Origin of the sequence: Pseudomonas sp. PDM22 (assembly GCF_014851965.1) — a bacterium.
Classification (GTDB): Bacteria; Pseudomonadota; Gammaproteobacteria; order Pseudomonadales; family Pseudomonadaceae; genus Pseudomonas.
In genome coordinates this window covers 176,279-188,078 of record NZ_JACVAR010000009.1, presented here as the reverse complement: position 1 = coordinate 188,078, position 11,800 = coordinate 176,279, and the positions used below count along the sequence as shown (strand labels likewise).

Genomic DNA, 11,800 nt, shown 5'->3' with positions numbered 1-11,800 from the left:
CGTGGGGTGTACCGGGGGATGGCCGTCGCAGGCGCTTCCCGGGTACTCCGAACTGTTCCCTCTCCCCTCAGGGAGAGGGAGCTATTCGTGCCGGCGTCAGGCGTCAGGCGTCAGGCGTCAGCGCCATGCCCTTCCGCCATCGCGACTACTACCTTTCGCGGGCCGCTGAACGGCGAGCGCGCGTGGGCAGCGAGCATGTTGTCGAGCATCAGGACGTCGCCGCTGGTCCAGGGGAAACTCACCTTGGCCTCCTCCAGCACGCCGCGGATATCGTCGAGCACCGAGGGCTCGATGGGGCTGCCGTCGCCGTAGTAGACGTTGCGCGGCAGGTCTTCCTCGTCGACGATTTCCAGCAGGCTTTCGCGCACTTCCGGCGGAAGATTCGAGACGTGGAACAGGTGCGCCTGGTTGAACCAGACCCAATCTCGGGTGACCGGATGCTGCGCCACTGCCTGGCAGACCTGGCGGGTACGCAGTTCGCCGTCTTCCTTCCACTCCCAGCCGATCTTGTGGGCCTTGCAGTAGGCCTCGACCACGGCCGGGTCGTCGCTGTTGAACACCTGCTCCCAGGCCACGTCCAGGCCGTTGCCAAAGTTGCGGGTGTACATCAGCCCGCGCTCGGTGAAGCGGCGGCGGATGCCTTCATCGACCCGGCGATAGATCTCGCGGCTGTCGGCGATCGGTGTCTCGCCACCGCTCTGCGCGGCCTGCACGCAGTAGAACCAGATCTTCATCGGCCACTCGCGGGTATAGGCCTGCTCGTTGTGCAGCGGGATGTGCTGGTGCGGCGGGTATTCGGTGGAGGTGTACACGCCGCTGGTGACGTTGCTGCGCGGGGTGGAGCCGAACTCGTAGTTGAGCAGCGGGTGGCCGAAGCCGGCGGCGAACTCGCGGAAGCGCTCCGGCGCGCCGACCTGGAAGCCACGGAAGAGAATGCCGGCACAGACCGGCAGGCGTTCATCCACCAGCGGGCGCAGTTCGGCCAGGGCGTCGAGCAGGTCGATGCCGTCGCCGCGGGCCTGCACCAGCAGCGGCAAACCACCGCGCGCTTCGGCCAGGGGAGCAATGTCGAACAGAGTGGAGGTGGGCATCTGGGTCTCCGCTTGAATCGATCAGGCCAGCGCTGCGCTGGTCGACTGGCCGGGCTGGCGCAGGTGGCCGAGCAGCAGCTCGAGCAGGCGCGCCTCGCCGGCATTGAGGAAGAAGTGGCCGCCGTCGAGCATCTCCAGGGAGAAGCCAGCGCTGGTCTCGTCCTGCCACGCGGACAGGGACTCCACCGAAAGCCGGTCGGCCTTGCCGCCGAACACGTGGATCGGGCAGGCCAGCGGCGCGCGGCGGCGGTAGTCGTAGAGGCCGCAGAGGAGGAAGTCGGCGCGCATCACCGGCAGGGTCAGGCGCAGCATTTCCTCGTCGGCGAACACTGCTTCGGGCGTTCCGCCCAGGCGGCGCATGCGCTCGATCAGCTGGGCGTCGCTCTGCTCTTGCGCCAGCTCGCGATGACTGTCGCGGCGCGCCGGCGCGGAGGCCGCCGAGGCGAACAGCGCCTGCGGCATCGGCAGGCCGCGCTCACGCAGCGCATGGGCCAGTTCGAAGGCCAGCAGGCCACCGAGGCTGTGGCCGAAGATGGCGTAGGGCTGGTCCAGGCGCGCGGCGATTTCATCGGCCAACTGGCTGGCCAGGGCGCGCAGGTCGGTCTGCAGGCTTTCGGCGAAGCGCCGGCCACGGCCGGGCAGCTCCACCGGGCAGACTTCGATCCAGCTCGGCAGCTGGCGCTTCCAGCGTGCATAGACCATGGCGCTGGCGCCGGAGTACGGCAGGCAGAACAGACGCAGCATGGGTTACTGCCCCTCGGCCATCTTCTGCCGCAGGCTGAGCGGGCGCATGTCGGTCCAGTTGGCTTCGACGAAGGCCAGGCACTCGGCCTTGCTCCCCTGCTTGCCCGCTTCGCGCCAGCCGGCCGGGACTTCCTTGTACTGCGGCCACAGCGAGTACTGCTCTTCACCATTGACCAGCACCTTGTAAACCGCATCTTCGCGATCGAACGCCATCGCCCTTCTCCTTCAGCTGTATGGGATGCCGGCCACCGGCCATTACCGATGTTTTCCAGCTCTGCCATGAAGACGAGGGAGGCGATGAAATAGTTAGTGTTCTCGGATGCGATTAATTCTCATAAGATATGCGCCGGCGAAATTTCCTGGCTTGTCCTTCACCCGAGCGCTGAGAGATCTGACGAATGGATGCGAATGAAAAATCTTCACACTTGTGTGGGAACCCTGTCGCAGAGCGATAGTCGGAGTCTCTCGAATAAATTGATAATAATTATCATTTGATCTAGATTGGCCGCCTCAACCCATGTGGACGTCCCCGCCTCCGCCGCCGCATAGGAAACCCTTGCATGTCCAAGCCAATGCCCGCCGAGTCGCGCCCCGCTCTCCACGAGCTGTTCGCTACCCACCGGCAGACCTTCATCAATGCGGCCGCACGCATCCTCGGCTGCCGCAGCCATGCCGAAGACGTGGTCCATGATGCGTACATCAAGCTCAATGCGAGCGACCTCACTCCCGGCATCCAGTCGCAGAGCGGCTATCTGATGCGCGTGGTGCGCAACCTGGCCATCGACCTCTATCGCCGCCAGGCGCTGGAGAAGCGCTACTCGGGTAGCGAGGAAGAAGGCATGCACATCGCGACGCCGTCCGCGTCACCGGAGATCGAGCACGAGGACCGGCAGACCCTGGAGGCCATCTCCAGCGCCCTGCAGACGCTGCCCGAGCGCACTCGCTACGCCTTCGAGATGTATCGCCTGCACGGCCGCACGCAGAAGGAAATCGCCGAGGAACTGGGCGTCTCTCCGACCCTGGTCAACTTCATGGTGCGTGATGCGCTGATCCACTGCCGCAAGACCCTGAAGGGCCTGGAGGACGGCAAGCTGTAGGCCTCAGCCTTCCGCCAGGGCGCGGAAGGTCGAGCGATACTGCTCCGGCGTGGTGCCCGACAGCCGCCGGAACATCGCGATGAACGCCGAAGGGCTGCTGTAGCCCAGGTTGAAGGCGATCTGCTGTACCCCTTCCCCCGATGCCAGTGCCTCGATAGCGGCGAGAAACCGCAGGCGCTGACGCCATTCGCCGAACGACATTCCCAACTCCCGCTGACAGGCCCGCGCCAGGGTGCGCTCGGTGCTGTGCACGCGCTCGGCCCATTGCGCGAGGGTGCGGTTGTCGCCGGGCTCGGCCTGCAGCGCGGCCAGCACTTCGCCGAGCGCACCGCCACTGGCGTACGGCAGGTAGTCGTCGTGGGGCTGCGCGGCCTGCAGCTGGTCGATCACCACTTCGGCCAGGCGCTGATCGGCGGCGCTCTGCGGGATGTTCACCTGGCGTGCGGCGAAGTCGGAGAGGATCGCCTTGAGGATGTCGCTGATGGCCAGGGTGCAGGGCCCCTGCGGCAGCTTGCGCGCCAGTTCGGCGGACACGTAGAGCGAGCGATAGATAATGGCCTGGCGGTTGTAGCAGCTGTGTTCGAGCCCCGGCGGCACCCACACGGCGTACTGCGGCGGCGAGAGGAAGCGCTGGCCGTCCACTTCCAGCTCCATCACCCCGTGGGACGCGTAGTTGAGCTGGCCCCAGGCGTGACGATGGCTGGGGGAATGAGTTCCAGCGTCGAACTCGTCGTAGCGGAAGTACAGGTCGGCGGGCAACTGGTCGATGTCGGGAAGCGGGAGCGGCAGTACGTGGGTCATGTCCGAATGCCGGGGTGGATTGTCCGGTTTTCATTATACGTCTGGTTTCGGACGAGCGGACAATACGCTCCGTTATCCCCGGAAGCGTTCCTTCATGAATTACCTGTTCCCCCTGCTGGCCGTGGTCATCTGGTCCGGCAACACCGTCGTCAACAAGCTCGCCGTGGGGCAGATCGCCCCGGCGGAGATCGGCTTCTATCGCTGGGTGCTGGCCGGCGCGCTGCTGACGCCCTTCCTGCTGCGCGCCACCCTCGCCCACTGGCCGGTGATCCGCGCCAATTTGGGCAAGCTCGTCACCCTCGGCCTGCTCGGCATGGCCGTCTACCAGTGCCTGGCCTACTACGCCGCCGCGCTCACCTCGGCGACCAACATGGGCATCATTCTCTCGCTGATGCCGCTGATGTCCCTCGCCCTGGCCTCAGTGCTGCTGCGCCACAAGCTGAGTGCTGCCGCCGTGCTGGGCGCACTGGTGTCACTGGGCGGCGTGCTGCTGGTGATCACCCAGGGCAACCCGCAGCAACTGATCAGCCACGGCGTGAACCTGGGCGACGGCATGATGATCATCGCCACCCTCGCCTACGGCGTGTATGGCGTGCTGCTGAAGAAGTGGAACCTGCCGTTGCCGCCGCTGCTGATGCTGTACCTGCAGGTGCTGGTGGCCATCGTCGCGCTTGCACCGCTTTACCTGGCCTCGCCGCACCACGGCCTGAACGCCGCCAACCTGCCGCTGGTGCTGTATGCCGGGCTGCTGGCCTCCATCGTCGGCGCGCTGGCGTGGATGCAGGGCGTGCAGCGCATGGGGCCGAGCCGCATGGCGCTGTTCTTCAACCTGCTGCCGGTACTGACCGCCGCCATCGCCGCCGTGGTGCTGGGCGAACAGCTGACCAGCTACCACCTGGTGGGCGGTGCGCTGACCCTGGCCGGCGTGCTGCTGGCCGAACTGTGGCGGCCGCGGGAGAAGGCCGTCGCCGCCATCAACGCTCGTTGACCCGGACGCCGTTTGAAGGAGCGAGCTTGCTCGCGAACCGCTTGACGCAGACGTCGGCGGGAAATCTGTTCGCGAGCAATAACGATGGCGTCCCCCTCGCTCCTACAGCTTCGTGCCGGTTTCAAACTCCCGCATCAGTCTCGTAGGGCGCATAACGCGCCAGCGTTATCCGCCGTGAGTGGGCCGGCGGATAACCTGTTCCAGGTTATGCGCCCTGCGCTCGACCGGCGTGGAACTCGGCCATCAGAGTCGAAACCAGCTCCGCCGCCGACATCTCCCGCGACAGCGGTGCACCCTGCCCCGCCCATTGCACGGCGAAGTCCGTGTTGCCCTTGGCGGTCGCCGCGGCGGTCAGCGCCTTGGCGGCGTCGTAGGTGATCGGGTAATCCGGCAGCGCTGGCGCATCCGCACTGCCCAGGTCGGTGAACAGCCGGTTGACCATGCCCCGCGCGGCACGGCCGGAAATCGCCGCCGTCACCTCGGTACGCTCCCCACGCTCGCCGCGCAGCGCTGCCTTGAATGCAGCGTTGGCCGAGGATTCGTCGGCAGAGATGAAGGCCGTACCCATCTGCACCGCCTGCGCGCCCAGCTCGAACACTGCGCGCATGCCCTGCCCGTCCATGATCCCACCCGCCGCGATCACCGGCAGGCCGGTGCCCTTCACCAGCGTACGGACCAATGCAAAGGTGCCGATGCGCGCGTCCTTCTCCGGCTCGAACACGCCACGGTGGCCGCCGGCCTCATAGCCTTGCGCAACGATCGCGTCGATGCCCGCCGCCTCGATGGCTCGGCCTTCGGCAAGGCAGGTGGCGGTGGCCAGCAGGCGGATGCCAGCGGCTTTCAGTCGGTCGATCCACTGCTGCGGCGGCAGGCCGAAGTGGAAACTGACCACGGCCGGGCGCGCTTCGATGAGGAATTCCAGCATCTCGGGGTCGGCCAGGAAGCTGCGGTAGATCTCGGTGATCTGCGCTGGCGGCTGCGCATCGAACTCGGCGAACAGCGGGCGCAGGTGGTCCAGCCACGCGGCCTCGCGGGCCGGGTCCGCCACGGCCGGGCGGTGGCAGAACAGATTGAGGTTGAGCGGCTTGTCGGTCAGCGCGCGGGTCTGCTCCAGCAGGGCGCGAGCCTGCTTGGCATTGCTCGCGCCCAGGCCGATGGAGCCCAGCCCGCCGGCATTGGCCACCGCCGCCGCCAGCGCCGGGGTGGACACGCCGACCATGGGCGCCTGGATGATGGGGTGCTGGATGCCGAGCAGTTCGGTGATGCGCATGACGGGGTCCTCGTGGTCGGCAGGGCCGACTGGCTGATTGGCACTTGACCAACAATCTCACAAAGAGAATATTAACGGCAACTTGTTCTCTACTGAAGATCAATCATGGATCTCTCCAGCCTGGAAATCTTCCGCTGCGTGGCCGAGGAACAGAGCGTCACCCGCGCCGCCGCCCGCCTGCAACGCGTGCAATCGAACGTCACCACACGCATCCGCCAGCTCGAGGAAGACCTCGGCGCGGCGCTGTTCCTGCGCGACGGCAAGCGCATGACGCTGACCGACCAGGGCCGCGAATTCCTTCGCTACGCCGAGCAATTGCTGGCCCTGGCCAGCGAGGCGCGACAGTCGCTGCACCCGCACAGCGCCACTGGCAGCCTGCGCCTGGGCAGCATGGAGGCCTCCGCCGCCAGCCGCCTGCCCGAGCCGCTGGCGCGCTTCCACCGCGCCTACCCCGAGGTGGAACTGCACATGACCACCGGCCACAGCCAGAAGCTGCTCGGCGAAGTGCTGAACCGCCAGTTGGACTGCGCCCTAATCGCCCACCCGGACATCCTTCGCGCCGAGCCGGGCTTCGAAGCGAAGCTGGAGCGCGGCCTGCGCGCCGAACCGGTATTCCGCGAGGAACTGCTGCTGGTGCTGCCGGGCAACCATCCACCGGTACACCGGCCAGAGGATGTGCAGATTCGCACCCTGGTCGGCTTCACCCGCGGCTGCACCTACCGTCAACTGGCGGAAAGCTGGCTGAAAGGCACGCTGCTGGCGGTGCAGGAGGTGGGCTCCTACCACGGCATCCTCGCCTGCGTGAACGCCGGCTCGTGCATCGGCGTGCTGCCGCGCTCGGTGCTGGAGCTGCAACGGGAAACGCCGGACCTGCAGCTGGTGCCGCTGACTGAAGTCGACACCCTGCTGATCTGGCGCGACGGCTACGCCACCGGCGCCTTCCAGCGCTGGCGGGAAACCCTGGAGGCACGCCCATGAGCCGCACTTGCCGCCTGCCCGCCGCGTTGTCGGCGGCACTGATCCTGGCCGTCGGCATGGGCTTCGGTCGCTTCGCCTTCACCGGGCTGTACCCGTTGATGGTGCGCGACGGCGTGCTCAGCGTCACCGGCGGCTCCCTGGCTGCCTCGGCCAACTACGCCGGCTACCTGCTCGGCGCCCTGCTGCTGGCGCGCAGCCACGAGCGATATGCCGCGCGCATCTGCGTGATCGCTTTGGCAGGCACCCTGGCTACCCTCGCCGCCATGGCAGTTCCGGCACCGGCCTGGTTCGCCATCGGCGTGCGCCTGCTGGCCGGCGTGCTCAGCGCCATGGCGCTGGTCAGCGCCGCGCAGTGGCTGTTGCAGAGCATGGGCGAAAGCCATGGCGCACCGATGATGTTCGCCGGTGTGGGGATCGGCATCCTGGTCTCGGCGGAACTGATCGCCGCCGGCAACGCCTTCGGCCTGGGCAGTGCGGCAATCTGGTGCGTGCTGGCGCTGGCCGGGCTGGTGCTGTCGCTGCTGGCCGCGCCTGCGCTCGGTCGGGATGCGCCGACTGCGCCGCATCCGGCAGCGAACAGTGCGGGGCCGGCACCAGAGCTGTCCGCGCCGATCATCCTGCTGGTCTACGGGCTGGCCGGCTTCGGCTACATCATCACCGCTACCTACCTGCCGCTGCTGATGAAGAGTGGCCTGGGCGCCATCGACCCATTGCAGGTCTGGGCCGCGTTCGGCCTGGGCGCTGCGCCATCGTGCTTCCTCTGGCACCGCTTGCACCTGAAGCTCGGCGGTCGGCGTGCATTGGCGCTCAACCTGCTGGTGCAGGCGGTAGGCGTGATGTTGCCGGCTCTGGGCGACTCCACCTTCCTTTATCTGGGCAGCGCGGTACTGGTGGGCGGCAGCTTCATGGGCACCGTGACCATCGCCATGCCGGCGGCCCGCGCGGTGGCCTCGCAGGTGCGCTTCAACATGCTCGCGGCGATGACGGCGCTGTATGGCGTCGGGCAGATCGTCGGGCCGCTGGCGGCCAGCGCCCTGCGTGGGCTGACCGGGAGCTTCATCCCGGCATTGGGAGCGGCAGCCAGTGCGTTGCTGGTTGGGGCGCTGTGCTGTCTCCCCCTGCGTCACGCCGAGGTGGAGCCCACGCAGGGCGCATAACCTGGAACAGGTTATCCGCCCGCTGCCGCGCGGCGGATAACGCTGACGCGTTATCCGCCCTACAACTGTACAGATCAGGCCGGCGGCTGCTGGCGGAAGGACACGCCCAGGCGGTTCCACACGTTGATCGCGCCGATGGCCACGGTGAGGTCCACCAGCTCCCGTTCGCTGAACTGCTCGCGGGCGAGCTGGAAGACCTCCAGCGGCACCTTGGATTCGGACAGCAGCGTCACCGACTCGCACCAGGCCAGCGCCGCCCGCTCACGCTCGGTGAAGAACGGCGACTCACGCCAGACGCTGACGGCGAACAGGCGCCGCTCGGTCTCGCCGTTGCGGCGCGCTTCCATGGCGTGCATGTCGGCGCAGAAGGCGCAGTTGTTCACCTGCGATACCCGCAGGCGCACCAGCTCCAGCAGCGGCTTCTCAAGCGACAGCTCGAAGATCGCGGCTTCCAGCGCCAGCACCGCCTTCAGCGCTTCCGGCGAGGCGGTGTAGTAATCCAGGCGTGGCTCCATGACGGCACTCCAGAAGTTGACCGTGCCATTGTGCGCCGAGCCGTGCCGGCCACAAGTGACCAATCCGCGGAATTTCGACCGCGCAACTTCACCACGCCCCGCGCCGGCGCTACGCTTGCGCCACTGCCCAGAAGCTGCGGAGTTCGTCCTTGGAGCTGCACCTGATCATCCACGGCCAGAAGGATCTCGCCGGGCAACTCTATCGCCAGCTGCGCGAAGCCATCGACTCCGGCCGCCTCGCCGCCGGCACCCGCCTGCCGCCCAGCCGGCTGCTGGCCGAGCAGCTGGGCATCTCGCGCAAGACCATCTCCGACACCTACGCCCAGCTCACCTACGAAGGCGTGCTGGTGGGCAGGATCGGCAGCGGTACCTTCGTCAACACCCACCTGCCGCGCCACGACCGGCGCCAGGATGGCGTGCGCTTCGCCAGCCAGAACAACATCGAGCGCTGGGCCAACCTCGACACGCGCCTGCGCCACCCCGGCGCGGGTACAGCCAAGGCCGACTTCATCGGCGGCGCCACCACCCAGTTGCAGTTCCCCCAGGAGGAATGGCGGCGCTGCGTGAACCATGCCATGCGCCAGATGACCGGCCTGCGCGGGCACTACAGCTCGCCCGAAGGCATCGCCCCGTTGCGCGACGGCATCGCCCGGCACATCTCCTATGCCCGTGGTGTGAACTGCCAGCTGGACGACGTGATGGTCTGCAACGGCGCGCAGCAGGCACTGGACCTGCTCGCCCGCGTCATGCTCCGCCCCGGTGACAAGGTCGCCATGGAAGACCCCGGCTACACCCCGGCGCGGCTGATCTTCCAGACCCTCGGCGCCGAAGTGGCCAGCGTGCCGGTGGACGCCGATGGTATCCGCGTCGACCTGATCCCCGACGGTACGCGGATGATCTACACCACGCCGTCGCACCAGTTCCCGCTGGGCATGCCGATGAGCCCGGCACGCCGCGAGGCCTTGCTCGCACGGGCGCTGGAACTGGGCGCGCTGGTGATCGAGGACGACTACGACAGCGAGTTCCGCTACGAAGGACGGCCCACCGACGCGCTGCAAAGCCTCGATCGCCACGGCGTGGTGGCCTATATCGGTACCTTCTCCAAGGTGCTGCTGCCGGAACTGCGCCTGGGCTACCTGATCCCGCCGCCCAGCCTGTTCACGGCGCTGGTGCGGGCGCGGCAGATTTCCGACTGGCACAGTTCGACGCTGCCGCAGTGGGCGCTGGCCAAGTTCATCAGCGAGGGCTACCTGCTCAAGCACATCCGCCGCTGCCACGGCATCTACGCCGGACGCCGCGAGCGCATCCTGGCGCGGCTGGCGGGCGACCTGTCGCCCTGGCTGGAAGCGGTGCCGTCGGTGGCCGGCTTCCACCTCACCGCCTTGCTGCGCCAGCCGGTCAACGTGGCACTGCTCTGCGAGCTGGCGCGCAAGGTCGAGGTCGGCCTCTACGGGCTGGCGCCCTTCCATCATCAGGCGCCGGTGCGCGACGGCCTGCTGCTGGGCTTCGGCGCCATCGACACGCTGGACATCGACCCGGCGCTGGACAAGGTGCGCGACCTGTTGCAGCAGCTGGCCTGAGCCTCGTTTCCTGTCGACTCTGGCGCACTGACAGCATGGGTATCGCTGCGCTCCACCCATCCCACGAAGCGTTCAACCTGTAACGATCGCGTCTTGCAGGACTCTGCTCAGCAGCATCACGGGCTACCCGCAGGATGGCGTGGAGCGCAGCGATACCCATCGATTCCATGGCAGCGGAGCGACGGCCGATCAGCAGTCGTCATCCGGGGAAGGATTGGTCCGGCACTTTTCCGGGGAATTGGCGGTTCAGCCGCAGGCAGCGCGCCCTTAACCTTTGCGCATCGGTTTTGAAAGCCGGTTCCGGCATTTACCGGATTCCGGCGTCAGCGCCCAATGGCCACCCAGCACAAAGGAGCCTCGCCATGTCCCCGTCCGCCATCGCCATCGTTCGCGTCCAGGCATTCCCCGGCCAGGCTGCCGCGCTGGGCGAGCACCTCAATCAACTGGTCACCCAGGTCCGCCAGCAACCCGGCTGTCAGGGCAGCGAGTTGCAGGAACTGGCCGCCGACCGCTGGCAGGTGCTCACCCGCTGGGCCAGCCAGGCCGAGCTGGAGGCGCACCTGTCCGGCCCGAAAGCACAACAGTGGCTAGGCCAGCTCGGCTGTGGCGACCTGGCGCTGGGGCTGGAGTTCGAAAGCCGCAGCGCTGACTGACTCAGAACGCCGTGCGCACCAGCCCGCCATCCACCCGCAGCGCTGCGCCGTTGGTGGCCGAAGACAGCTCCGAGCAGACATAAAGCACCAGGTTGGCGATCTCCTCGGGGCGGGCGAAGCGCTGCAGCAGCGAGCCTGGCCGCGCGGTGCGGAAGAACTCCGCCTCGAATTGCTCGAACGGCTGCCCACCGGAAAGCTTGTCGACGAAATCACCCACGCCCTCGGACGCGGTAGGCCCCGGCAGCACGGCGTTCACCGTCACCCCGGTGCCCGCGCAGTATTCGGCCAGCCCGCGGGACAGGCCGAGCTGGGCAGTCTTGGTGACGCCGTAGTGGATCATCTCCAGGGGAATCTGGATGCCGCTCTCGCTGCTGATGAACACCACCCGCCCCCAGTTCTTCTGCTTCATGCCCGGCAGGTAGGCACGGGACAGGCGCACACCGGACAGCAGGTTGACGTCGAGGAAGCGCAGCCACTCCTCGTCGGCAATCTCCTCGAAGGGTTTGGGGTCGAAGATGCCGAGGTTGTTCACCAGCACGTCCACCGCCGGGTAGCGCTCCACCAGCGCGGCAATCTGTTGCGGGTCGGACAGGTCACCGGCGAAGCCTTCGACCCTGGCATCGGCCTGCCCGTCGCGGATGCGCGCCAACGCATCATCCACCGACGCCTGGCTGCGACCATTGAGGATTACCCGCGCCCCTTCGCGGGCCAGGCCCTGGGCGATGGCGAAACCGATGCCCTTGGTCGAACCGCTGACCAGGGCGAGCTTGTCTGACAGGTGCAGGTTCATGGTGCCTCCAACGGTGGGAAAGACAGGACCCGGCAGTGAACCGGGGAGCGAAGGAAGGAAAGAGAATAGGCGCTGGTTTCCACCGGCTGCCAGTTGCTCCAGTACGACACCCTCAAACGCTGGCACCCATCAGCCT

The 11,800-nt window shown here is 67.3% G+C and carries 13 protein-coding genes; 6 read left to right on the top strand and 7 right to left on the bottom strand.

The features are described 5' to 3' along the window. Window positions 1–110 precede the first annotated feature (110 nt). Genes IB255_RS27135 through IB255_RS27125 form a run of 3 tightly spaced genes read right to left on the bottom strand, consistent with a single transcriptional unit; the run spans window position 111 to window position 2,048 of the window. Complete coding sequence (locus tag IB255_RS27135; RefSeq protein WP_192211112.1) at window positions 111–1,091, bottom strand: TauD/TfdA family dioxygenase; 981 nt, start codon at window positions 1,089–1,091, stop codon at window positions 111–113. Window positions 1,092–1,112: 21 nt separating this feature from the next. Beyond that, window positions 1,113–1,835: a thioesterase II family protein gene (locus tag IB255_RS27130; RefSeq protein WP_192211111.1), complete on the bottom strand. Its 723-nt coding sequence runs from the start codon at window positions 1,833–1,835 to the stop codon at window positions 1,113–1,115. A gap of 3 nt (window positions 1,836–1,838) precedes the next feature. Further along, window positions 1,839–2,048, bottom strand: coding sequence for an MbtH family protein (locus tag IB255_RS27125; RefSeq protein WP_192211110.1), 210 nt, complete (start codon window positions 2,046–2,048; stop codon window positions 1,839–1,841). Window positions 2,049–2,395: 347 nt separating this feature from the next. On the opposite strand from IB255_RS27125, the gene IB255_RS27120 reads away from it, so the two are divergent. Then, window positions 2,396–2,932, top strand: coding sequence for an RNA polymerase factor sigma-70 (locus IB255_RS27120; protein WP_138214347.1), 537 nt, complete (start codon window positions 2,396–2,398; stop codon window positions 2,930–2,932). Between the two features lie 3 nt (window positions 2,933–2,935). Here IB255_RS27120 and IB255_RS27115 read toward each other — a convergent pair whose 3' ends face one another. Further along, window positions 2,936–3,733 carry an AraC family transcriptional regulator gene (locus tag IB255_RS27115; protein WP_192211109.1) on the bottom strand — a complete coding sequence of 266 codons (798 nt, stop codon included), beginning with the start codon at window positions 3,731–3,733 and terminating at the stop codon, window positions 2,936–2,938. Between the two features lie 94 nt (window positions 3,734–3,827). On the opposite strand from IB255_RS27115, the gene IB255_RS27110 reads away from it, so the two are divergent. Then, complete coding sequence (locus IB255_RS27110) at window positions 3,828–4,721, top strand: DMT family transporter (RefSeq protein WP_151186873.1); 894 nt, start codon at window positions 3,828–3,830, stop codon at window positions 4,719–4,721. A 205-nt stretch (window positions 4,722–4,926) separates the two neighbouring features. On the opposite strand, the gene IB255_RS27105 is transcribed toward IB255_RS27110, so the two are convergent. Then, the gene (locus IB255_RS27105; protein WP_192211108.1) at window positions 4,927–5,991 is read right to left on the bottom strand and encodes an NAD(P)H-dependent flavin oxidoreductase; all 1,065 of its coding nucleotides are present in this window, start codon (window positions 5,989–5,991) and stop codon (window positions 4,927–4,929) included. 105 nt (window positions 5,992–6,096) lie between these two features. Between IB255_RS27105 and IB255_RS27100 the strand changes: the two genes are divergently transcribed. Together IB255_RS27100 and IB255_RS27095 are read left to right on the top strand one after the other, a co-directional pair. After that, window positions 6,097–6,969 (top strand): LysR family transcriptional regulator, encoded by an 873-nt coding sequence (locus IB255_RS27100; RefSeq protein WP_192211107.1) that lies wholly within the window; start codon window positions 6,097–6,099, stop codon window positions 6,967–6,969. Then, a complete protein-coding gene (locus tag IB255_RS27095) occupies window positions 6,966–8,126 on the top strand; it encodes a YbfB/YjiJ family MFS transporter (protein WP_192211106.1) in 1,161 nt (386 codons plus the stop codon). The genes IB255_RS27100 and IB255_RS27095 overlap by 4 nt, the downstream gene beginning before the upstream one ends. A 74-nt stretch (window positions 8,127–8,200) precedes the next feature. Here IB255_RS27095 and IB255_RS27090 read toward each other — a convergent pair whose 3' ends face one another. Further along, window positions 8,201–8,641: a carboxymuconolactone decarboxylase family protein gene (locus IB255_RS27090; RefSeq protein ID WP_081516986.1), complete on the bottom strand. Its 441-nt coding sequence runs from the start codon at window positions 8,639–8,641 to the stop codon at window positions 8,201–8,203. Window positions 8,642–8,790: 149 nt separating this feature from the next. On the opposite strand from IB255_RS27090, the gene IB255_RS27085 reads away from it, so the two are divergent. Together IB255_RS27085 and IB255_RS27080 are read left to right on the top strand one after the other, a co-directional pair. Then, entirely contained in the window at window positions 8,791–10,221 is a 1,431-nt protein-coding gene (locus IB255_RS27085) for a PLP-dependent aminotransferase family protein (RefSeq protein WP_192211105.1), read from the top strand. A 362-nt stretch (window positions 10,222–10,583) separates the two neighbouring features. After that, window positions 10,584–10,874: a putative quinol monooxygenase gene (locus IB255_RS27080; RefSeq protein WP_151186868.1), complete on the top strand. Its 291-nt coding sequence runs from the start codon at window positions 10,584–10,586 to the stop codon at window positions 10,872–10,874. A 1-nt stretch (window position 10,875) separates the two neighbouring features. On the opposite strand, the gene IB255_RS27075 is transcribed toward IB255_RS27080, so the two are convergent. Next, a complete protein-coding gene (locus tag IB255_RS27075; protein WP_081516983.1) occupies window positions 10,876–11,664 on the bottom strand; it encodes an SDR family NAD(P)-dependent oxidoreductase in 789 nt (262 codons plus the stop codon). Between the last annotated feature and the right edge of the window lie 136 nt (window positions 11,665–11,800).

Excerpts from the sequence above, each read along its gene's own strand:
- IB255_RS27135 (WP_192211112.1), bottom strand. The coding sequence starts at position 1,091 with ATGCCCACCTCCACTCTGTTCGACATTGCTCCCCTGGCCGAAGCGCGC.
- IB255_RS27130 (WP_192211111.1), bottom strand. The coding sequence starts at position 1,835 with ATGCTGCGTCTGTTCTGCCTGCCGTACTCCGGCGCCAGCGCCATGGTC.
- IB255_RS27125 (WP_192211110.1), bottom strand. The coding sequence starts at position 2,048 with ATGGCGTTCGATCGCGAAGATGCGGTTTACAAGGTGCTGGTCAATGGT.
- IB255_RS27120 (WP_138214347.1), top strand. The coding sequence starts at position 2,396 with ATGTCCAAGCCAATGCCCGCCGAGTCGCGCCCCGCTCTCCACGAGCTG.
- IB255_RS27115 (WP_192211109.1), bottom strand. The coding sequence starts at position 3,733 with ATGACCCACGTACTGCCGCTCCCGCTTCCCGACATCGACCAGTTGCCC.
- IB255_RS27110 (WP_151186873.1), top strand. The coding sequence starts at position 3,828 with ATGAATTACCTGTTCCCCCTGCTGGCCGTGGTCATCTGGTCCGGCAAC.
- IB255_RS27105 (WP_192211108.1), bottom strand. The coding sequence starts at position 5,991 with ATGCGCATCACCGAACTGCTCGGCATCCAGCACCCCATCATCCAGGCG.
- IB255_RS27100 (WP_192211107.1), top strand. The coding sequence starts at position 6,097 with ATGGATCTCTCCAGCCTGGAAATCTTCCGCTGCGTGGCCGAGGAACAG.
- IB255_RS27095 (WP_192211106.1), top strand. The coding sequence starts at position 6,966 with ATGAGCCGCACTTGCCGCCTGCCCGCCGCGTTGTCGGCGGCACTGATC.
- IB255_RS27090 (WP_081516986.1), bottom strand. The coding sequence starts at position 8,641 with ATGGAGCCACGCCTGGATTACTACACCGCCTCGCCGGAAGCGCTGAAG.
- IB255_RS27080 (WP_151186868.1), top strand. The coding sequence starts at position 10,584 with ATGTCCCCGTCCGCCATCGCCATCGTTCGCGTCCAGGCATTCCCCGGC.
- IB255_RS27075 (WP_081516983.1), bottom strand. The coding sequence starts at position 11,664 with ATGAACCTGCACCTGTCAGACAAGCTCGCCCTGGTCAGCGGTTCGACC.